The sequence below is a fragment of the Ensifer sp. Root31 genome (assembly GCF_001424825.1).
Taxonomy (GTDB): Bacteria; Pseudomonadota; Alphaproteobacteria; order Rhizobiales; family Rhizobiaceae; genus Ensifer; species Ensifer canadensis.
The window spans coordinates 373,550-393,026 of record NZ_LMCO01000006.1; the positions used below are offsets into that span (position 1 = coordinate 373,550).

General features: G+C 62.1%; 16 protein-coding genes. 13 read left to right on the plus strand and 3 right to left on the minus strand.

Annotation, left to right across the window (positions count from 1 at the left end):
• Positions 1–105 precede the first annotated feature (105 nt).
• Positions 106–1,068, minus strand: coding sequence for a galactofuranose ABC transporter, galactofuranose-binding protein YtfQ (ytfQ, locus tag ASD00_RS08640; protein WP_025429934.1), 963 nt, complete (start codon positions 1,066–1,068; stop codon positions 106–108).
• 349 nt (positions 1,069–1,417) lie between these two features.
• Here ytfQ and ASD00_RS08650 point away from each other — a divergent pair, with 349 nt between their 5' ends.
• From ASD00_RS08650 to ASD00_RS08670, 5 genes are all read left to right on the plus strand, one after another.
• Positions 1,418–2,260, plus strand: a complete 843-nt coding sequence (locus ASD00_RS08650) for an inositol monophosphatase (RefSeq protein WP_107028381.1) — start codon at positions 1,418–1,420, stop codon at positions 2,258–2,260.
• Positions 2,261–2,340: 80 nt separating this feature from the next.
• A complete protein-coding gene (locus ASD00_RS08655) occupies positions 2,341–2,952 on the plus strand; it encodes a dual specificity protein phosphatase (RefSeq protein ID WP_057206080.1) in 612 nt (203 codons plus the stop codon).
• Positions 2,952–4,667: a metallophosphoesterase gene (locus ASD00_RS08660; RefSeq protein WP_057206082.1), complete on the plus strand. Its 1,716-nt coding sequence runs from the start codon at positions 2,952–2,954 to the stop codon at positions 4,665–4,667. Before ASD00_RS08655 ends, ASD00_RS08660 begins: the two co-directional genes overlap by 1 nt.
• A 2-nt stretch (positions 4,668–4,669) precedes the next feature.
• Complete coding sequence (locus tag ASD00_RS08665; protein WP_057213248.1) at positions 4,670–4,966, plus strand: MurR/RpiR family transcriptional regulator; 297 nt, start codon at positions 4,670–4,672, stop codon at positions 4,964–4,966.
• Between the two features lie 53 nt (positions 4,967–5,019).
• Positions 5,020–6,663, plus strand: a complete 1,644-nt coding sequence (locus ASD00_RS08670) for a Na/Pi cotransporter family protein (protein WP_057206084.1) — start codon at positions 5,020–5,022, stop codon at positions 6,661–6,663.
• A gap of 27 nt (positions 6,664–6,690) precedes the next feature.
• On the opposite strand, the gene ASD00_RS08675 is transcribed toward ASD00_RS08670, so the two are convergent.
• Positions 6,691–7,677 carry a LacI family DNA-binding transcriptional regulator gene (locus tag ASD00_RS08675; protein WP_057206086.1) on the minus strand — a complete coding sequence of 329 codons (987 nt, stop codon included), beginning with the start codon at positions 7,675–7,677 and terminating at the stop codon, positions 6,691–6,693.
• A gap of 625 nt (positions 7,678–8,302) precedes the next feature.
• On the opposite strand from ASD00_RS08675, the gene ASD00_RS08680 reads away from it, so the two are divergent.
• The 8 genes from ASD00_RS08680 (at position 8,303) to ASD00_RS08715 (ending at position 17,136) form a co-directional block, all read left to right on the plus strand.
• Entirely contained in the window at positions 8,303–10,156 is a 1,854-nt protein-coding gene (locus ASD00_RS08680; RefSeq protein ID WP_057206088.1) for an iron ABC transporter permease, read from the plus strand.
• The gene (locus ASD00_RS08685; RefSeq protein ID WP_057206090.1) at positions 10,156–11,289 is read left to right on the plus strand and encodes an ABC transporter ATP-binding protein; all 1,134 of its coding nucleotides are present in this window, start codon (positions 10,156–10,158) and stop codon (positions 11,287–11,289) included. The genes ASD00_RS08680 and ASD00_RS08685 overlap by 1 nt, the downstream gene beginning before the upstream one ends.
• A gap of 59 nt (positions 11,290–11,348) precedes the next feature.
• Positions 11,349–12,488, plus strand: coding sequence for an ABC transporter substrate-binding protein (locus tag ASD00_RS08690; RefSeq protein ID WP_057206092.1), 1,140 nt, complete (start codon positions 11,349–11,351; stop codon positions 12,486–12,488).
• Positions 12,489–12,584: 96 nt separating this feature from the next.
• Positions 12,585–13,655, plus strand: coding sequence for an ABC transporter substrate-binding protein (locus tag ASD00_RS08695; RefSeq protein ID WP_057206178.1), 1,071 nt, complete (start codon positions 12,585–12,587; stop codon positions 13,653–13,655).
• An 87-nt stretch (positions 13,656–13,742) separates the two neighbouring features.
• On the plus strand, positions 13,743–14,837 hold the full coding sequence (locus ASD00_RS08700; protein ID WP_057206180.1) for an ABC transporter substrate-binding protein: 1,095 nt from the start codon (positions 13,743–13,745) through the stop codon (positions 14,835–14,837).
• A 65-nt stretch (positions 14,838–14,902) separates the two neighbouring features.
• Positions 14,903–15,793: an inositol monophosphatase family protein gene (locus ASD00_RS08705; protein WP_082523488.1), complete on the plus strand. Its 891-nt coding sequence runs from the start codon at positions 14,903–14,905 to the stop codon at positions 15,791–15,793.
• A 20-nt stretch (positions 15,794–15,813) separates the two neighbouring features.
• Positions 15,814–16,437, plus strand: coding sequence for a dual specificity protein phosphatase (locus ASD00_RS08710; protein ID WP_057206096.1), 624 nt, complete (start codon positions 15,814–15,816; stop codon positions 16,435–16,437).
• A 138-nt stretch (positions 16,438–16,575) separates the two neighbouring features.
• Complete coding sequence (locus ASD00_RS08715) at positions 16,576–17,136, plus strand: methylated-DNA--[protein]-cysteine S-methyltransferase (RefSeq protein WP_057206098.1); 561 nt, start codon at positions 16,576–16,578, stop codon at positions 17,134–17,136.
• 150 nt (positions 17,137–17,286) lie between these two features.
• On the opposite strand, the gene ASD00_RS08720 is transcribed toward ASD00_RS08715, so the two are convergent.
• Complete coding sequence (locus ASD00_RS08720) at positions 17,287–19,284, minus strand: EAL domain-containing protein (protein WP_057206100.1); 1,998 nt, start codon at positions 19,282–19,284, stop codon at positions 17,287–17,289.
• Between the last annotated feature and the right edge of the window lie 193 nt (positions 19,285–19,477).

Consider the following 19,477-nt stretch of genomic DNA (forward strand, 5'->3'; position numbering starts at 1 on the left):
AACGAGGCGGGCGAGCCCGTTCCGTCGTCCAACTCCGCAGTATCGATCGTCTGGCTTGTGACAACAGGCGCCGACGGTTCGCGTCGACGCCGGTCGCGCCTGGGATCAGTAACCGAGACCCTTCTTCGCTTCGTAGATCTTCATCGGATCGTCGGCCTGGGTGTAGAGCTTCGATTCCGTCTGGATCCACTTCGGCGGCTTTGTTCCGTCCTTCTGGAACGCGGCGAGCGCGTCGAAAGCGGGGCCTGCCATGTTCGGGGTCAGTTCGACGGTGGCGTTGGCTTCGCCCGCGGCCATCGCCTGGAAGATATCCGGCACGGCATCGATCGAAACGACGAGGATGTCGCTGCCCGGCTTCAGGCCGGCTTCCTTGATCGCCTGGATGGCGCCGACCGCCATGTCGTCGTTGTGGGCGTAGAGCGCGCAGATATTCTTGCCGCCGTCTTCGGCCTTGAGGAAGCTTTCCATGACTTCCTTGCCCTTGGTGCGGGTGAAGTCGCCGGTCTGGCTGCGGACGATCTTCAGGTTGTCGTGGCCGGAAAGCGCCTGCTCGAAGCCCTTCTTGCGATCGATCGCCGGTGAAGACCCTGTCGTGCCCTGGAGTTCGACGATGTTGCACGGCTTGCCGGCAACCGTGTCGGCAAGCCATTTGCCGGCGACATTGCCTTCATGCACGAGGTCAGACGTGACGGCGGTCATGTACAGCTCGTCGGACGCATCGACGGTTCGGTCGAGCAGGATGACGGGGATTTCCGCGTCCTTGGCTTCCTCGAGAACCTCGTCCCAACCGGTGGCGACGACGGGAGCAAGCAGGATGGCGTTAACACCCTGGGCGATGAACGAGCGTAGCGCCTTGATCTGGTTTTCCTGTTTCTGCTGGGCATCGGCGAATTTCAGGTCGATGCCGCGCTCTTCAGCCTGCTGCTTCGTCAGCGTCGTCTCTGCAGCGCGCCAGCCGGACTCCGAGCCGATCTGCGAAAAACCGACAACGAGATCTGCGGCAGATGCGCTGCCAAACGTGCAGGCAGCAAGGATCGTTGCACTCGCGAGTGCTTTGGCGAATTTCATGATTTCCTCCCAAAGAAAGCTGCTCTCCTCGCAGCAGTTTTAAAAAATCATATAATAATACTTTTGTAAACTCACCTTTGAGGACAAGCGCCGAGGGCGCGCATCGGATGCGCCTCGCCGGCATCGTTCCGGGCCGTGCGACGCGGCGGCTCGCTTCCGGCTCGCATTCGCCGCACGGTCAAGAGGATCGAAGACAGCCGCCGATATCGCCTGCATCCCGCCTGCATTGTTCGAAACCGTTCGTTGGCGGCGAGCAGGGCATTCGTCGCACGAGCTGGTCCAGAATGAGGCTTGTCACCATTGAACGCGTGTGCAAAGATGCTCGCGTGTGCAAAGGAGTCGTGCCCGAATGAACCTGGAAAGACCATTCTATTCGAACGATCTTGAGGGTCGGGCGAGCCTTTGCCGAGACATTATCCTGTCGGCCGGAGCGCTTGTGCTCCGTGGCTTTGAAGACAGCGCGACGCGCGCCTTCTCGATGAAGGGGCCGCAGGACTTTCTGACCGAGACGGATGCCGCCTCCGAGGCGCATATCCGCAAGGCGATCGCCGAGCACTTTCCTGACGACGCCTTCTTCGGCGAGGAGGGCGGCGGATCGATCAGTAATCGTCTCTGGGTGGTCGATCCGGTCGACGGCACCGCCAATTTTGCCCGCAGCATCCCGCATTTCTGCATCTCGATCGCCTATATCGAGGATGGTCGGGCGGAGATCGGCGCCATCTACAATCCCGCACTGGATGAGCTCTACTTCGCCCGGCGCGGTTCAGGCGCGACCCGCAACGGTCAGCCGATCGCCGTCGCCGCCACCACGGCGTTTGAGACGGCGTCGGTGGAAATGGGCTGGTCCGGCCGCGTGTCGAACGAGATTTATCTCGAAACGATCCGCGATCTGCTGGCGCTCGGCACCAATGTCCGCAGGGCAGGCTCGGGCGCGCTGGCGCTTGCCTATGTCGCTGACGGTCGTTCGGATGCCTATATCGAACTGCACATGAACTCCTGGGACTGCGTGGCGGGATTGCTGCTTGTCGCCGAGGCCGGCGGTGATGTCTGTCCCTTCATGGAGATCGGTAGCCTTCGCGGCGGCGGGCCGGTTCTGGCATCCGCGCCAGGCATCGCCGGTGGGATAAGCCGGGCATCGCGGATACCGATCGCCTCGGCAGGCGACGTCGTTGCCGAACTGCAGCTCGCCTGAGCGGCTCTGCCAAGGGCGCCGACAATGCGAATTCTGGGTGGCATGCCTTTCGGCGTCGCCCGATCTGGAAAGGAAACGGCATGGATGCACCTGTTTATGCGCGCCCGGCGATCAGTCTGATCGCAAGCGGGATCGGTCCGCACAAATCCGATCTCTATATCGGCGGCAGCGACGGCGCACGCGATCTCGAATTGCTGAAGCACCACGGCATTTCGGTGGTGGTCAACTGCGCGATCAATCTCGATATCAACTGGGTGCGCGAGAGGGAGGCTGACGATGGTGGCGATCTGCGGCCGAGCGGCTATGCCGACATTCGCTACTACAAGCTCGGCCTGATCGACGGCGAAGGCAGTCCGGATACGATGATGCTCGGCGCCTACTACATCCTGGACGGAGCATTGCGCCAGGCGATGCCGAAGCGCGAAACCTATCCCTTCGCCGATGGCGGCAATGTGCTGGTCAACTGCCGCGGCGGACGCAGCCGATCCGTCTCGCTCGTGGCCCTGTTCCTGCACAAACAGCAGCCGGAGCTTTTCCCGACGCTTGACGCCGCGGTCGCCCACATTCGTGAATACCGCGAACTGCGTCCCGACGAGTGGTTCGAGACACCGAAGCCGATGCTTTACGAGGCGGCACGCCGGGCGTCTGAATGGATCGACATGATCGCCGGCAAGACATCCGGGCGGGACTGATGTTGAAGCGCAGCCAAGCCAGTATCGCCGTCATCGCCGACGCGCATTTCCACGATCTCGAAGGCGATTTCGATTTCCCCGGCATGAGCATCGACGGGCAGCGGATGATGGTTCGCAGCTGGGCCGAAACGCGGCAGTCGACCCGTGTTTTTAACGAGAGCGCCAAGGCACTTTCAGTGGCATTGGACGAGGTGCGGGATCGGGGCATCCGGCACGTCGTCCTGCTCGGTGATTACACCGATGACGGTCAGCGGCAGACGACCGCAAGCCTGCGCCGGATCCTCGACCGGCACGCCAACGCATACGGCACCGCCTTCTATGCCCTTCCCGGCAATCACGACATTTTCGGTCCGACGGGGCGCCACCACACCAAGGAGTTCCTCGACCAGGATGGCGCCAGCGTCTGGGTGACCAGCGATCCTGCGTCGACGGCGGCGGGCGCGATCGTCACTCCGCGCATGTATTGCGAGGGATATCCCACCGGCCTCGGCCCGATGGCTGCCTGCGGCTATTTCCGCAAGCCGGAATATCTCCATTGGGAGACGCCGTTCGGCCTGTCCGACGATATCGAAAGTCGGCGTTACGAGGTGGTTTCGCCGGATGGAAGCAACCGATATTCGTTGATGGATGCCTCCTATCTGGTCGAGCCGGAACCGGGAATCTGGCTGTTGATGATCGACGCCAATGTGTTCGAGCCACGGGATGGCACGTTCGTAGGCGGCGAGGAAGCAGCCTTTGTCGACAGCACCGCCGCCGGCTGGAACGCCATGCTGCGCCTGAAACCCTTCATCGTCTCGTGGATCACAGACGTCTGCGCGCGGGCAGAGGCGCTGGGCAAGACCGTGCTCGCCTTCTCGCATTACCCGGCGCTCGATCCATTCGACGGCGCGACCGGTGCCGAGCGTGTGCTCTTCGGGGAAACCAACATCGCCCGCCGCACGCCGCGCCAAGCTGTCACCGATGCCTTGCTGGGCGCCGGGCTGACCGTGCATTTCAGCGGCCACCTTCATGTCGAGGGTGTAACGCGACGCACCCGCGGCGAGCGCCAGTTGACCAATGTGGCAGTGCCCTCGCTCGTCGCCTATCCTCCAGCCTTCAAGATCATTCAGCCGGTGAACGGCGGTATTGTCGTCGATACCGTCGAGCTGTCGGCGAAGACGGTGGATCCGCGTCTGGCGCAGGCCTATCGCCGCGAGACGGAGCGGCTAGGGGAGACGGACGATGCCGCCTTCAATGCCGAGGATTACGGCGCTTTCCTGCGGGCTCATAAGCTGGCTTTGGTTCGCCACCGCTATTTTCCCAAGGAGTGGCCGCAGGATGTGGTGAGCCGCGTCTCGGGCGCCACGCTCTCAGGTATCTGCGCGGAACTTCTTGATGCCGACGTGGTGGTGCAAGCATTGCACGCGCTTGCAAAAAAGTCCGGATTTTCGGCCGAACGAGTTGCTGCCTGCCGCATGATCGATGTCATCGCCGACTGGTACTGCCTGCGCCAGGCGGGTCACTTGGCGCTGCCTGCGATATCGCCAGAGCGGCTGCGTCTTTACCGCGCCCTTTCCGAGCGCTTCGGCCGAGAGCCGGATGAGGGGTGGGACCGCTCTGTCGCCGGTTTCCTGTCGATCTTCCTGGGCGCGTTTGCCGCCTTTCTCGACCGAGCGGAAGTGGGTGCGCGGCAGATCGAGATCACCTTGCAGCGAGAAGCGAAGGAGGTTGTTTGACCATGGACCAGCAGTCTTTTGTATTACCCGGTCGAGGGGTGAAACCGCCGGCAAGCGTCCCGGAGTTGAAGGAGGCGTTTCGCCTCGGTGCCCGCGGGCTCAAGGGCGGGCGGCTCGAAGTCGCGAAGTTCGCGCTATCCCATCCCTATGACATCGCCTTTGCGAGCGCACGGGAAGTGGCTGAGCGGGCCGGCGTTTCGACCACCACGGTCATGCGGCTGATCAGCGATCTGGGCTTTGAGAAATACGCCGCATTCCAACAGTTGTTCCGCGAGGAACTGCGCCGCGGCAGACAATGAAACTGGGCTTCGAGCAGTAACGAACCGAAGGACCGTCCGACCGGAGTGCACCCATGGAATCGGCCATCGTCAGCATCAATCTCGTTGGCGCCGTGGCGCTGCTGCTGTTCGGGCTTTCGCAGGTCAAGGATGGCGTGCAGCGCGCCTTCGGCGCCCGGCTGAAGGCCGGCTTGGCCGCCGGCACGCGCGACGGTTTGCGATCCTTCCTCGCCGGACTGGTTGCGACGATCGCACTGCAAAGCTCGACTGCGACGGCACTGATGATCGCATCCTTCGCCGAACGCAATCTCGTTGCGCCGCGCATGGCGCAGATCGTGCTTCTGGGCGCCAATGTCGGAACGGCAATGACGGCGTGGATCGTGTCGATTGGCATCGGCTGGCTCTCACCGCTGCTGATCCTCGTCGGCGTCATCCTTTCACGGGGAACGTCGAATGGGCGAAAAGGCGGTGGCGCCGCCCTTGTCGGCGTCGGGCTCATGCTGTTGTCGCTGCATCTGATCGGTCTTGCGACGGAACCGGTGCGCGCATCTGCGGCGCTCTCGGCCTTTTTGGCGATGCTCGACAATGCCTGGCCGGTCGCACTCATTTTCTCGGCCATGCTGGCGATCCTGGCATCCTCGAGCCTCGCCATCGTCGTCCTCATCCTGTCGCTCGCGGCAACGGGCGGCATTTCGACCGGGCTGATCATCGTCCTGGTCCTCGGTGCCAATCTCGGCGGCGCCGTGCCGCCGGTCCTGGCGACGCTGCATGCGCCGATCAGCGCGAGACGCGTGACGATCGGTAATCTCATCGTGCGCGCCATCGGCTGCTTGGTGGCGCTGCCGCTTGCCGGCTATTCGGCACAGTTGCTCGATATCCTGCCGCTGTCGCATGACAAGCTGCCTGTGGATGCGCATCTCGTCTTCAATCTGGCGCTGGCGGTGCTTGCATGGCCGCTGTCGCGACCGCTCGCCCGGATGACCGCGCGGCTGTTGCCGGAGCCGAAGCAGACGCCGGACGCGCCGAGCTATCTCGACGAGGACAAGCTTTCGATGCCGGTGGCAGCCCTTGCCGGCGCCAGCCGCGAAGTCCTAAGCGTCGGAGATCTGATCGAAAGCATGCTGGCGCAGGCAAGCGATGCGCTGCAGCATGCGGATCCTGCGAAGCTCGCGGGCATCAGCACGCTCGAAGGCCGGGTCGATCGGCTGCAGCATCAGATCAAGGTCTATGTCTCGCGCCTTGGTCAGGCGGATATCGGCGAAGACAACCGCCGGCGAGCAATGGATGTCGTCGACTACGCTATCAATCTCGAACATATCGGCGATATCATCGAGAAGGGCCTGCTGGCCGAACTCGCAAAGAAGATTGCGTTGGGCCTGACCTTTTCGAGGGATGGCCACGAGGAGCTGACACGGCTGTTTGCGATCACGCTCGACAACCTGCGCATGGCGCAGACGGTGTTTGCCACCCGCGATGCGGCTTTGGCGCGGCGGCTGGTGGAGGTCAAGGAAGACGTCCGTCGCCTTGAGCGCCAATCGGCCGAGCGGCACCTGCAGCGCCTGCGCGAGGGGCGGGCGGAAAGCATCGAAACCAGTTCGCTGCACCTCGATATGCTGCGCGACCTCAAACGCATCAACGCCCATATCGCATCGGTCGCGCACCCGATCCTCGACGACAGCGGCCTGTTGATCGAAAGCCGCATCCGACAGGCCGGCTGATTTCGAGAGGCGCGCCTGGAGGAGGGACTAACGCACCGTCTTGCGCTCGATCATCGACACGGGCACCACCTGCAGCCGGGTCGCGGGCTCATCGGTTTCGAGCGCCGTCAGGACGTTCGCGGTCAATGTCGATAGAGACTGCTCGATGGTGGTCAGCTCATAGCTCTTCCAGCTCGCCTGGGGAATATCGTCGAAGCCAACGACAGACACATCCTGCGGCACACGGCGATGCATTTCGATGCGAGCGGCATCGAGGAAACCCAGCGCCAGCAGATCAGTGACGCAAAATGCTCCGTCAATCCGCTTGTCGCGCAAGAGGTCACAACCGGCCTGATAGCCGCTTTCGTAGCTCGTCGGCCCGTCCGACCAGGCGACCACCTCGATCCCGGCGGTCTGCATCCGCTGCGTAAACGCAGTCGCTCGCCGAACCTGTGCCGGCGTCTGGCTGGCACTGGAGACGACCGCAACCTTCTTGCATTTGGCCGCGATCAACCGGAGTGCGGCCAGGTCCGCCCCGTGCGAATCGTCACTCAGCACCATGTTGGTATCGGTGCGATCGAGCCGTTGATTGACCAGGATCAGCCGGACGCCATTGGCGATACACTCATCGACGATCGAGGACGGCGGCTCGCCCGAAAGCACGACGATCGCCTGGGCGCGGAATTCAAACAGCAGCTCGATCAGCGGCGCGATATCCTTGCGCGCATCGGCGGCGTTCAACAGCAGGCACTGGAGCCCGCGCCGGAGCAGGCCGATGCTCAAGAGATCGAGCTGCTTGGAAATGAAGGGCGCACTGAGGTTGGTGCCCACGACGCCGATCAGGTTCGAGCGGTCGTTGTTCAGCCCCTGGGCCAGCCGATTTACTCGATAGCCGAGTTCGCGCGCCGCCTTCAGTACCTTGCGCCGGACAGGCTGCGAGACGCTGGCACCCGGCGTGAACGTGCGCGAGACGGCCGAGCGTGAAACACCCGCGCGTTTTGCGACCTCCTCGGCCGTGACGAACCCTCGTGCCATGGTTTCCCCCAAAGAATCAGCTCGCGGCTATCTGGGCCACAAATGCCGGTTCATTCCAACGAAAAAGTATCCTTTGGCTCTGCAGGTGGTGATGTCGCCTGAGTGCTGCGCGCCCGCCGGAAATCCGGCTGTTTTAGTTCGCCATTCCCTATGCGGCCGGAGCGTCTTCGCTGGCCAGTCGCGAGGCAATGACCACGTGTTCGAAAAAAGCGGATCCATCTGAGAAAAATATGCAATAAAATCAAAGCGATAAATCGTTGCGCACGTGTGCATTTTTTTGTTGACAAGCGCGACCTCTCAATGGATCATGCATTCCATAGGCGGTGACGAAATGGAATTTTTGTTCCGTCTATGTTCGTGATGATGGCGCCGGCTTCTGAGGAGTGGCCGGATGCCGTCGGGCCCGATCCGGACAGGATCGTTGATCGGGGTCGGTCGCGAACAGGGAGGATTGGATCGATGACGAGATATCGCGTTCTCGCGGCGGGTTGCCTTGCTCGACATGGAGCAGGGGCGGCTGCCTGCGCGGCTTTCCCTGATCTCCCCGTTCGCATGTTTGCTCGTCCGCAAGGCGCCGGCGCATAGCCGGATCGTGTTGCGAGGCGAGGTCTCAAGGGGAAAGAGCATGGCTTTTCTAAGTGATTCAGCGAAGGCGCCGCGGGCAGCGGGCGGTGAAGCCGCTGTGCCCTCGTCCTGGCAAGTCTGGCGATATCGGTTGAAGGTCGCCTCCCGGGAGCCGACGACATTGATCGGGGTGCTGACGGCGCTGCTCTTCACCTACCTGATCGTCGTGCCGATCATCTCCATCGTGCTCGATTCCGTGCGCGTGCAATTCGGACATGAGCGCCGGCTCGGCAAGGATTTTGGCGACCTGACGCTGTACTATCTCGACAGGACATTTACCTCGCCTGTCTCCGTCGATCTCTTCTGGCGGCCACTGTTCAACACGCTGTCGGTTGCAGTCGGCGCGATCCTGTTGTCGCTATTGATCGGGACCGTTCTCGCCTGGCTGATCAGCCGCACCGACATGTTCGGAAGGCGCTGGTTCGCGACCGCCCTGATCGTGCCTTACATGCTGCCTGCATGGACGTTCGCGCTCGCCTGGACCACGCTGTTCAAGAACCGCACTGTCGGCGGCCAGCCCGGCTGGTTCGAGGCTCTCGGCTGGACGCCGCCGGACTGGGTCGCCTATGGCCGTTTTCCGATCACCATCATTCTCGCCCTGCACTATACGCCTTTCGTCATTCTGCTGTTCGGCTCGGCGCTTAGGCGCTTCGATTCCCAGCTGGAGGATTCCGCCCGCATCCTCGGCGCCAAGCGCTACCAGGTGGCAATGCAGATCATCCTGCCGCTGATGCGCCCGGCGCTGATGTCGTCGATGATCTTGATCTTCGCAAAGTGCCTCGGCGAATTCGGCGTGCCCTATGTGCTCGGCCTGCCCGTCAAGTTCGAGGTGCTCTCCACCTCGCTCTTCCGCAGCATCGCCTCGCGCCAGACGGGTGTCGCCGGTGTCGTCGCCGCCTCCATCATGCTGATTGGCATCATCACCCTGATGATCGACGCGCGGCTGGTGCGTGAAGCGCGCCGCTTCGTCACCATCGGCTCCAAGGGCTCGATGAACCGGCAAAGCCGCCTCGGCAAGCTCAGGCTTCCGGCAACGGGTTTCGCCGCGACGATCTTCATGCTGAGCGTCGGTCTGCCTCTCCTGACCCTGTTCCTGTCGACGGTCATGAAGCTGCCGGCACAGTTCACCCTCGACAACTTCACGCTCGACTACTGGATCGGCCGAGACCTTCATACCGTAGCGCTGCAGACCGGCGTGCTCCTGAGCCCCGATCTCTGGGCGGCCGCCAAGAACACGCTGATGATCGTCGGCCTCGCCTCGATCGCCTCGGGCATTCTCGGCCTGCTCGTCGGTTATGTCGTCATCCGCACGCCGGTCAGAGCCCTGTCTGTCTATCTGCGCCAGGTGACGTTCCTGCCCTATCTGGTGCCGGGCATTGCCTTTGCCGCCGCCTATCTCTCGCTCTTTGCGGTTCCCCGGGGTCCGATGCCGGCACTCTACGGCACCGTCACCATCCTGGTGCTGGCGCTGATGGCCGACCAGATGCCCTACGCCTCGCGCGCCGGGATCTCGGCCATGACCCAGCTCGGCAAGGATCCGGAAGAGGCGGCCCAGATCGCCGGCGCCGGCTGGTTCCGCCGCATGATGTCGATCGTCATCCCGATCCAGAAGGGCTCACTCGTCACCGGTGTGCTGCTGCCGTTCATCTCCGGCATCAAGGGCCTCAGCCTGTTCGTCATCCTCGCCGTGCCCAGCACCGACGTTCTCACGACCTATTCGCTGCGGCTCGTCGACTACCACTACACCCAGGCGGCAAACGCGGTCGTGCTGATCATCGCCGCCATCGCCTATCTCGGAACTCTGGCAGCCCAGAAGCTGACCAAGACCAATCTTGCAGAAGGACTCGGAAGCTGATGCCCACTATCAATCTGCGCGGCGCCCAGAAGAATTATGGCGTCAATTCCGCCAATGCCGTCTCCAACCTCGATCTGGAAATCCGCGACGGCGAGTTCATGTGCCTGCTCGGCCCATCGGGTTGCGGCAAGACGACGACGTTGCGGATGATCGCGGGGCTGGAAAACCTGTCGGGCGGCGAGATCCGCATCGGCGACCGGGTGGTCGATTCGATCTTCGACGGCGTCTTCGTGCCACCGGAAAAGCGCGAAATGGGCCTGGTGTTTCAGAGCTACGCGCTCTGGCCGCATCTGACCATAGAGCGCAACACCGACTTTGGTCTGCGGCTGCGCAAGCTGCCGAAGGCCGAGCGTGAGGCCCGTGTCGAAAAGGTCATGCAGGCGCTCGACATCGCCAAGTACCGCGACCGCTATCCGTCGCAGCTTTCGGGTGGCCAGCAGCAGCGCGTGGCACTTGCCCGCATGCTTGCCGTCAATCCGGGCGTGCTGCTGCTCGATGAGCCGCTGTCGAACCTCGATGCGCGGCTGCGGCTTGAAATGCGCGCCGAACTCAAGCGCCTGCACAAGGAATTCAAGACGACGATCGTCTTCGTCACCCACGACCAGTGGGAAGCGATGACGCTGGCAACGACGATCGCCGTCATGAACGAAGGCACGCTGCAGCAGATGGGCACGCCGAACGACATCTATGACCGCCCGGCCAACCGCTTCGTCGCCGAGTTCGTCGGCAGCCCGCCGATCAACATCCTGTCCTTCGAAAAGAAAGACACGTCGGATGTTGCCAAGGAGGCGGAAGCCTACCTCTCCGCCCGCTATCCCGGCCTGCGCGGCATCGGTTCCATCGGCATCCGTCCCGAAGCGCTCAGCTACGCCACGAGGAAGGAAGACGTTCCGCAGGGAAGCTTCAGCGGCAAGATGGTCGTCACCGGCATTCTGCCGACGGGCGGCAGCTGGATCCTGGAGCTGAAGAGCGACAGCCACACGCTGTTCCTGACGACGCATGCGCTGCCGCGGCTGGAGCTTGGAGAAAAGGTCCGCTTCTTCGCGCCGCCGGAGGCGCTGCACGTCTTCGACAAGGACGGCCAACGCATTGCCGAGGCCGACAAGCTGCTGCGCAGCACGAAGCTGAACTGACGAAATTACTGATCGTATCAACCGAAAGACGAACACCGCTTACTGAGGAGGAGCAGTCGATGCATTTTCGGAAGAATGGAACGGCAGACACCAAAAGCCGTTGCCTGCTATGGACGACGGCCTTTGCCGGCCTCTTGGCGGGGCAGGCGATGGCTGAGGACGCCTTCGACCTGAACGCACTGGTCGAGGCCGCCAAGAAGGAAGCGCCGATCACCGTCTATGACAGCACCGGCAAGATCGTCGAGATGGCCAAGGCGTTCTCGGCCAAATACGGCGTCGCCGCCGAAGGATCGAAGGTCAAGGCGTCGGCGCAGCTCGAGATGATCATCCGCGAGGCACGCGCCAACAATATCCAGGGCGACGTTTCGATCATCAGCGATGCGCCGGCCGCGATGGCGCAGCTGATCCCGCAGGGTTTTGCCGAGAGCTGGCTGCCGCCGGACATGGCGTCGAAGATTCCGGAGCAGTACCAGAATCCCCTGACGGTGGTCACCAGCGCCAACGTCTGGGCCTACAACACCGAACTCTACGACAAGTGCCCGGTGACCAACATCTGGCAGCTGACCGGCGCGGAGTGGAAGGGCAAGGTCGCCATGCAGGACCCGCTCGGCAAGGCGTCCTATGTCGACTGGTTCAACCAGATGGCAAAGCACGGCGACGACAAGGTCGCCGCCGCCTACAAGGAGCTCTACGGCAAGGACCTGGAACTCGACGATGGCAGCGCGACGGCGGCCTGGGTGAAGGCGCTTGCCGCCAACGCGCCGCTGCTGACCGATGCCGACGCCGCGGCAGCCGATGCCGTCGGAGCGCCGGGCCAGTCGCAGCCGTTCATGGGCCTGATGAGTTCGGCAAAGTTCCGCGACAATGCGGAGAAGGGCATGAAGCTCGGGCTCTGCACGGATCTGAAGCCATGGCTCGGGTGGATGTATCCGGGCGTCGGCCTGATCACCAAGGGCACCAACAGCCCGAACGCCGCCAAGCTCTTCATCCACTACGTCATGACGGAGGAAGGCATCGCGCCGCAGGCGGTCGATGGTAAGATGTCGACCAATACCGATGTGGCACTTCCGGCTGACGAACCCTCGGGCATCGGCAAGGTTCTCGACCAGGTTCTGCCCTACCAGATGGACACGAGCCTCGACGACTGGGATGCGCGCGAAACCTGGCAGGATTTCTGGCGGGTGAACTACCAGAAGTGATGGCTCAGCCGGGAGAGTGACGACATGATGGAAATGAAACGCAGCGCGTTGCGCGACCGCCCATTAGCCTGGGCGGTCGCAGGTAGCCTTGCTGCCATGACACTGACCTGTGGGCCGGCGAAGGCTGAAGAAGCCTTCAACCTCGGCGCCCTGATCGAGGCGGCAAAGAAGGAGCCGCCGATCACCGTCTATGCCGTCACCGGTAAGATCGTCGATACGGCCAAGGAGTTCTCGGAAAAATACGGCGTGCAGGCGACGGGCAAGAAGGTCAACGAAGCCACGCAGGTGGAGCTGATGATCCGCGAGCACCAGGCCGGCAATATCCTCGGCGACGTGAGCGTCGCGACTGACGTGGCATCGGCAATCGGACAGCTGTTGCCGGAAGGTATCGCCACCAGCTGGACGCCTCCGGATCTCGCCAAGGATATTCCGCAAGCGCAGCGCAATCCTCTTGTTGTTGTCTCGGACCCTCACGTCTTTACCTACAACACCGAGAAATACGACAAGTGCCCCGTGACCAACATCTGGCAGCTGACCGAGCCGCAGTGGCGCGGCAAGCTGGCGATGCTCGATCTCTTCGACAAGCCGCTATATGCCGACTGGTTCAATCAGATCGAGACGCATCGCGACGCCGATGTCGCGCGGGCCTATGAAAGCCTTTACGGCAAGAAGCTGGAGACGAACGGCCAAAGTGCCACAGCTGCCTGGGTCAAGGCCTTTGCGGAAAACGGGCCGCTTCTGGCGGATTCGACAACGGTCGCCAACGCCGCCGGCGCCCCGGGACAAGCCGAGCCGTTCTTCGTCATCACCTCGACGGCCAAGTATCGCGACAACCTCACGAAGGGCCTTAAACTCGGTATCTGCGCCGGCGTCGAGCCGTTTTCCGGATTTCTCTATCCGGGCTTCGGCCTGATCGCGGGCCAGACCAAGAGCCCGAATGCCGCCAAGCTGTTTGTCCGTTACCTGATGACGGCAGAGGGCATTGCACCCCAGACCGAAGACGGAAAGATCTCCGGCAATTCGACGATCGGTCTGCCGGCCGATGAACCCTCGGGCGTCGCGAAGTATCTCGATCAATTGATGGCCTTCGATGCCGCGACCGCCGGCGACGACCTCGACAAGCGCGAGGCCTGGCAGGACCTTTGGAGAATAAACCACCGAAAATGACGCGACGGGCGGTGCCGATCACCGAGTGCTGTTTCCTTGGGAGGGGAAGCGATGAAAACGGAAAAAAAGAGAGTGCGTGATATGACGATGGCAGCGGTCGCAGTTGCGGCCGGCCTGCTTTCGGCGCAAGCCCATGCCGCCGACGGCCTCGATCTCGACGCGCTGATTGCCGCGGCCAAGACGGAAAAGCCGATCAACGTCTATGACAGCACCGGCAAGATCGTCGAGATGGCCGAAGGCTTTACGGCCAAATACGGTATCAAGGCGACGGGCGTCAAAGTGTCGGCGAACAGCCAGTTGGAAATGATCATCCGCGAGAGCCAGGCGGGCAACGTTCAGGGCGATGTCGCCTTGATCACTGACGCGCCGGCAGCACTCGCGCAGTTGTTGCCGCAGGAGTTCGTCGAAAGCTACCTGCCGGCCGACATGATCGCGAAAATCCCGGCGGAGTTCCAGAATCCGCTGGCGATTTCGACCAACGCCAACGTCTGGGCCTATAACACCGAAGCCTACGACAAATGCCCGGTCGCCAATATCTGGGAGCTGACGGAACCGAAGTGGAAAGGCAAGGTTGCTCTCGTCGATCCGCTGACCAAGGGCACCTATACCGACTGGTTCAACCAGATGGAGAAACACGCCGACGACAAGGTTGCCGGTGCCTACAAGAGCCATTTCGGCAAGGACCTTGCGACCGAGGAGAAGAGCGCGTCGGCCGCCTGGATCAAGGCACTGGCGCAGAACGCGCCGCTCGTCACCGATGGCGATGATCCAGTGGCCGAAGCCGTTGGTGCTGCCGGCCAGAAGGAGCCCTTCTTCGGCCTGCTCTCGTCGGCAAAATTCCGCGACAACGAGGGCAAGGGGTACAAGCTCGGCATCTGCAAGGATCTCAATCCCTGGGTCGGCTGGAGCTACGTCAAGCTTGGCCTGATTGCGACGAAGACGCAGAGCCCGAACGCGGCAAAGCTGTTCATCCACTACATCCTGACGGAAGAAGGCATCGCGCCGCAGATGAAGGACGGCAAGCTGCCGACCAACATCGACATCAAGATGCCGGCCGACGAGCCGTCCGGCCTGATGACGGTCGCCGACCGCCTGTTCGGCTACAATTCCTCGACCGGTCTTGAGGACTTTGACCGACGCGAGGAGTGGCAGGATTTCTGGCGTGTGAACTACACCAAGTGAACAAAAGCCGGTGCGCCACCGGGTGGCGCGCCGGCACTTTCTCGATAAGAATGGATACGCACGACATGGAAAAGCGCCTTCCCGCAGCGACCTCACCGGCGGCTGACCCCGAACAACGACTGGAGCGGTCGAAGCGCCTCGTCGAGATTGCCCGTGGAGCGGCCAATGCCGTGCGCGAACCGCTGCTGAGCGCGTTCCGGTCGGACATGGTCGTCGACTACAAGCGCGACCTGCATGATGTCGTGACCATCCATGACAAGCGCGCCGAAGTCACCATTCGCGATTTCATTTTTGCGCACGAGCCCAATTCGTCCATGCTCGGCGAAGAGGGCGGACAGGTGGGCGATGGCGACATCCAGTGGTATGTCGATCCGATCGACGGGACCTCGAATTTCGCGCGCGGACTGGCCTTCTGGTGCGTGTCTATCGCCGCCGTCGAAAGGGGTGGCGTCGTGGCCGGCGTCGTTTATGACCCGGTCGCTGACCTGATGTTTTCTGCCGATCTCGAACAAGCCTATCTCAATGGAGCAAGTATCTCCTCGCAAGCGGTCGAGGAAGAGAACCGGGCAACGCTGATCACCGGCTATCCCGTCTCCCGTGACTTTCGCCTCGACGGCCGGGAAATGGCACTCGCCAATCTCGGGGAATTCGTCGAGACGTTTTCGACCCTTCGGCGGCCGGGAAGTGCCGCTCTCAGCATCGCCCATGTGGCTGCGGGCTGGGCGGATGCTGCGACCGGCTTTGGCGTCAACTCCTGGGACGTGGCGGCGGCGACATTGATCCTGAAGAACGCCGGCGGCCGATATGAGCCGCTGACCTTGGGCAAGGTGCCGGCGGATGCGCCCGACTTCATGTGCCCGGGCTACATTGCGACGGGCGCCGGCGCCAACTATCCGACATTGCGGCGCGTTGCGCGGGCGATCTCGGAAAAACGCATTGCCGCGGCGGCAAACTGAAAAGACAGCGGAGACAGCAGTTGAACATCAGCCAGGAACCCGAGACGAAGGCGCAACCGTCTGCCGAACTTGCCAAGCTCAGCCTCGTCTACCAACAGCACCCGCTTTATGGCGTCGATATCTACATCGCCGGCAAGGAGGGCACGAGCGATCTCAATCTGCTCCGACAGAACGGCATCACCACCGTCGTCAACTGCGCCGTCAATCTCGATTTCAATTTCGTCCGGCAGGCGCAGCTGGTGTCCGATCACGAGGGCAGCGTCTATGGCCCGGGCGAGATCCGTTATTACAAGATCGGATTGATCGATGGTGGCGGTAATCCCGACACGCAGATGCTGGCCGCTCACTATATCCTGCGTGCGGCACTGGAGCAGGTGCTGCCGGAAAAGCCGTCCTATCCGCGCCGGGAGATGGGCAACATTCTCATCAACTGCCGCGGCGGACGCTCGCGTTCGGTCATTGTCGTGTCGCTGTTTTTGCACCTGACCTTGCCGACCGAGTTTCCGACGCTGGATGCGGCGATCGCCTTCGTGCGCAACCGGCGCGGTCTGCCGGAGAACGAATGGTATAAAGCGCCGAAAGCGGTGCTGATCGAGTCCGCTGAGCGCGCTGCAAGCTGGGCGAAGATGATAGAAGCCAAATAGCGCTGCTGCCCTTGGGGATTATCCGGCGCCGGCATGGCGCGCAATCTGTTGGCGACCACGGCTGCGCGCAGGAAACGGGTTGAATTCGAACGCCTTCCGCACGATTTTCATCGAGTATGAAAATGCGAGGACGGTGAGATGGCGCAGACAGTTCACAACTATCTTATCTTCGAAACCGCTGCCGGCTTCTGCGGCATCGCCTGGAACGGCGTCGGCATCACCCGTTTCCAACTGCCGACCAAGAAGGCTGAGGATACCGAGCGCTTGCTTCTGCGCCGGCTTGCTGCCGGCGAACCGGGCACGCCGACGCCGGAAGTTGCCGAAGCGGTTGCCGCGGTTCGACGCTATTTCAACGGTGAACAGGTCGATTTCTCCGATATCCAGCTCGACCTCGAAGGGCAGGACCCATTCTTCAAGCAGATTTATGCTGCCGCGCGCAGGCTCGGCTGGGGACAGACCACCACCTATGGTGCCCTGGCAAAGGAACTCGGCGTCGGCCCTGAAGCCGCGCGCGATGTCGGCCAGGCGATGGCAAAGAACCCGGTGGCACTGATCATTCCCTGCCACCGGGTGCTGGCCGCCGGCGGCAAGGTTGGCGGTTTCTCGGCTCCGGGCGGCTCGACATCGAAGATCCGCATGCTGGAGCTCGAAGGCGTGCGCCTCGGTCCGCCGGAGCCTGCTCAGCAATCGCTGTTTTGAGCGTGGTGCCTGCGGCTTCGACGAGGAGGCAAACGGTTTTTGGTCAGCCGAGCGCGTCGCGATCCTTAGGGTTCGCTTTCTGCACTTTACGTTCTTGTTCTTTTGCGTGTCGTTGTCCCGAAACCGCTGCGCACTTTCGGGCGACATGCTTTATCCCGGTCTGACGAGGCTCGCCGGGCGCGATCCGGTATCCGCCGCCGTGCGATAGCTCGCGGCGGAAGCCGGGCGGCCGACATGGAAACCCTGAACATGGTCGATGCGGAACTCTCGCACCAGCGCCATTTGCTCCTCGGTTTCGACACCTTCCACCAGGATCTTGTGGCCACGGTTCCGGACCAGGCCGATGATATCCTTCAGCATCGCCTTGCCCCTTGGCGTGCCGCAGTCATGAAGGAACGAGCGGTCGATCTTGACCGTATCGAAATCGATCAGCCGGAGCCAGGAAAGGCCGGCAAAGCCGGTGCCGAAATCATCGAGCCAGATCCGGATGCCCAGCGTTTCGAGGTCGCTGATGCAGCGCAGCACGTCCGAGTGCATCTCCATCTCGAGGCCCTCGGTAATTTCGAAAGCGAGCCGGCCGCCGGCCACTCCCGTTTCACCAAGGATGGCGGCAACCGATGTGGCGAAGCCCGGCGTCTTCAGCTGGATCGGCGAGACATTGACGCTGACGACAGGCACATGATCGTTGGCGAGAAGCTCGCGGCAGACCGTGCGGATCGCCCAGCGTCCGAGGTCGATGATGGCGCCGGTACGCTCGGCAACGGGAATGAAAAGGCTGGGCGGAACTGCGGTCCCATCGAGCATTCTCAGCCGCATCAGCGCTTCGACGGCCTCGACGCGGCCTGTCGCAACATTCTTGATCGGTTGATAGACGAGGGAGACGAGATCCTGGTCGGTCGCGATCTTCAACAGCGCCGCGATGTTCTCGCTCTCGTCGCTGGTTTGCGGGTCGTTCGGATCAAACAGCTTGGCGCAGTTGCGTCCGCTTGCCTTTGCTGCGTAAAGCGCCCGGTCCGCCTCGTGGATGATCCGTTCGAGCTTCGAGCCCGCCTGATGCCTGGTGAACGCGGCACCGACGCTGACCGTGACGATGGACGTGCCATCCCGTCGTTGCCCGTGCACCAGCGCAAGGTCTTGCACTGTGCGGCAGATGGCGTCGGCCAGATCGGCGGCCTCTTCGCGCGTGTCCATGCGCGCAAGAATGATGAACTCCTCGCCGCCGTATCGGCCGATGGACGCGTCGAACTGCTCGATCGATTCCCTCAACGTGTTGGCCACGAGAATGAGGCAGCGGTCACCTTCCTGGTGGCCATAGCAGTCGTTGTATTTCTTGAAGAAGTCGACGTCGATCAGGATCGCGGCGAAACGGTCGCCGAACTTCTGCCAGTCGCTCCAGTATTCCCGCAGCTTCTGGTCTACCGCCCGACGATTGTCGAGACCGGTTAGGGAATCGGTGTTGGAGAGCCTGAGCAGCGCCTTGCCGCGCTCGGTCGCCTCCCGCTGCTGGACCCTCGCCTCGAACGCATTGAGGAAGACCTTGTAGCGTTCGCGGTTGAGCTTCCAGTTTACGTAGGAGGTGAACACGAAACAGGAGACGTAGAACGTGCCGAACGCCAGCTGGTAGGACGGGTTCTGCGGCGAGAAATAGAGGAGATCGAGGAAAAATGCGCCAAGGATGATGCTCGATGAGATCACCGAAAGGCGGAACTGGAAGATGAAGAACAGGTTGGCGCCCATCATGAAGATCGCACCGAAGATCATGTAGTAGGACATGTCCTGCGTGTATGCGGTCATCATTGCCGGAATGAGCCAGCCGAGATAACCGAAAACAAGCGCGCCCGAACAGGTCCTGTCCAGCCAGTCCGTCTTGACGTTGAAGTGGACCTGGATTTCCAGAACGGCAAGCGCAACTGCGCCGACGACAAAGCGCGAGGCAATCGTGTAGCGGGCGACATCCGAGATCAGCAGCAGGTCGGTAATCGAAAACAGCAGATAGACCGCGACGGCGATCCAGAGCCCTTTTCTCGTCGCTTCCCTGCGGGTCGTTTCACCTTCCTGGCGATAGAGCAAGCGCAGCTCCGCCGGCAGCGGCCTGAGTGGCTGCTTGTGCAGATCTATCTCAACGACGTCGGCCAAGGTTTGCTTCATGCACCGGTCCGGGGAATTGCGTCGCGCTCAACGGAAATCTGGTCTCGTCTTTCCATCTCTGGACGTTGCTTCAGACGCTCCACGCTTGCCATTCACTGGATACCACAACAAGCACAAGCGGCCTCAACGACATAGTAGAGGACGCCCATTAAATTTTGATAAATTAGCCGAGACTGACGGCCGGTGCAGGGGT

Excerpts from the sequence above, each read along its gene's own strand:
- ytfQ (WP_025429934.1), bottom strand. The coding sequence starts at position 1,068 with ATGAAATTCGCCAAAGCACTCGCGAGTGCAACGATCCTTGCTGCCTGC.
- ASD00_RS08650 (WP_107028381.1), top strand. The coding sequence starts at position 1,418 with ATGAACCTGGAAAGACCATTCTATTCGAACGATCTTGAGGGTCGGGCG.
- ASD00_RS08655 (WP_057206080.1), top strand. The coding sequence starts at position 2,341 with ATGGATGCACCTGTTTATGCGCGCCCGGCGATCAGTCTGATCGCAAGC.
- ASD00_RS08660 (WP_057206082.1), top strand. The coding sequence starts at position 2,952 with ATGTTGAAGCGCAGCCAAGCCAGTATCGCCGTCATCGCCGACGCGCAT.
- ASD00_RS08665 (WP_057213248.1), top strand. The coding sequence starts at position 4,670 with ATGGACCAGCAGTCTTTTGTATTACCCGGTCGAGGGGTGAAACCGCCG.
- ASD00_RS08670 (WP_057206084.1), top strand. The coding sequence starts at position 5,020 with ATGGAATCGGCCATCGTCAGCATCAATCTCGTTGGCGCCGTGGCGCTG.
- ASD00_RS08675 (WP_057206086.1), bottom strand. The coding sequence starts at position 7,677 with ATGGCACGAGGGTTCGTCACGGCCGAGGAGGTCGCAAAACGCGCGGGT.
- ASD00_RS08680 (WP_057206088.1), top strand. The coding sequence starts at position 8,303 with ATGGCTTTTCTAAGTGATTCAGCGAAGGCGCCGCGGGCAGCGGGCGGT.
- ASD00_RS08685 (WP_057206090.1), top strand. The coding sequence starts at position 10,156 with ATGCCCACTATCAATCTGCGCGGCGCCCAGAAGAATTATGGCGTCAAT.
- ASD00_RS08690 (WP_057206092.1), top strand. The coding sequence starts at position 11,349 with ATGCATTTTCGGAAGAATGGAACGGCAGACACCAAAAGCCGTTGCCTG.
- ASD00_RS08695 (WP_057206178.1), top strand. The coding sequence starts at position 12,585 with ATGACACTGACCTGTGGGCCGGCGAAGGCTGAAGAAGCCTTCAACCTC.
- ASD00_RS08700 (WP_057206180.1), top strand. The coding sequence starts at position 13,743 with ATGGCAGCGGTCGCAGTTGCGGCCGGCCTGCTTTCGGCGCAAGCCCAT.
- ASD00_RS08705 (WP_082523488.1), top strand. The coding sequence starts at position 14,903 with ATGGAAAAGCGCCTTCCCGCAGCGACCTCACCGGCGGCTGACCCCGAA.
- ASD00_RS08715 (WP_057206098.1), top strand. The coding sequence starts at position 16,576 with ATGGCGCAGACAGTTCACAACTATCTTATCTTCGAAACCGCTGCCGGC.
- ASD00_RS08720 (WP_057206100.1), bottom strand. The coding sequence starts at position 19,284 with ATGAAGCAAACCTTGGCCGACGTCGTTGAGATAGATCTGCACAAGCAG.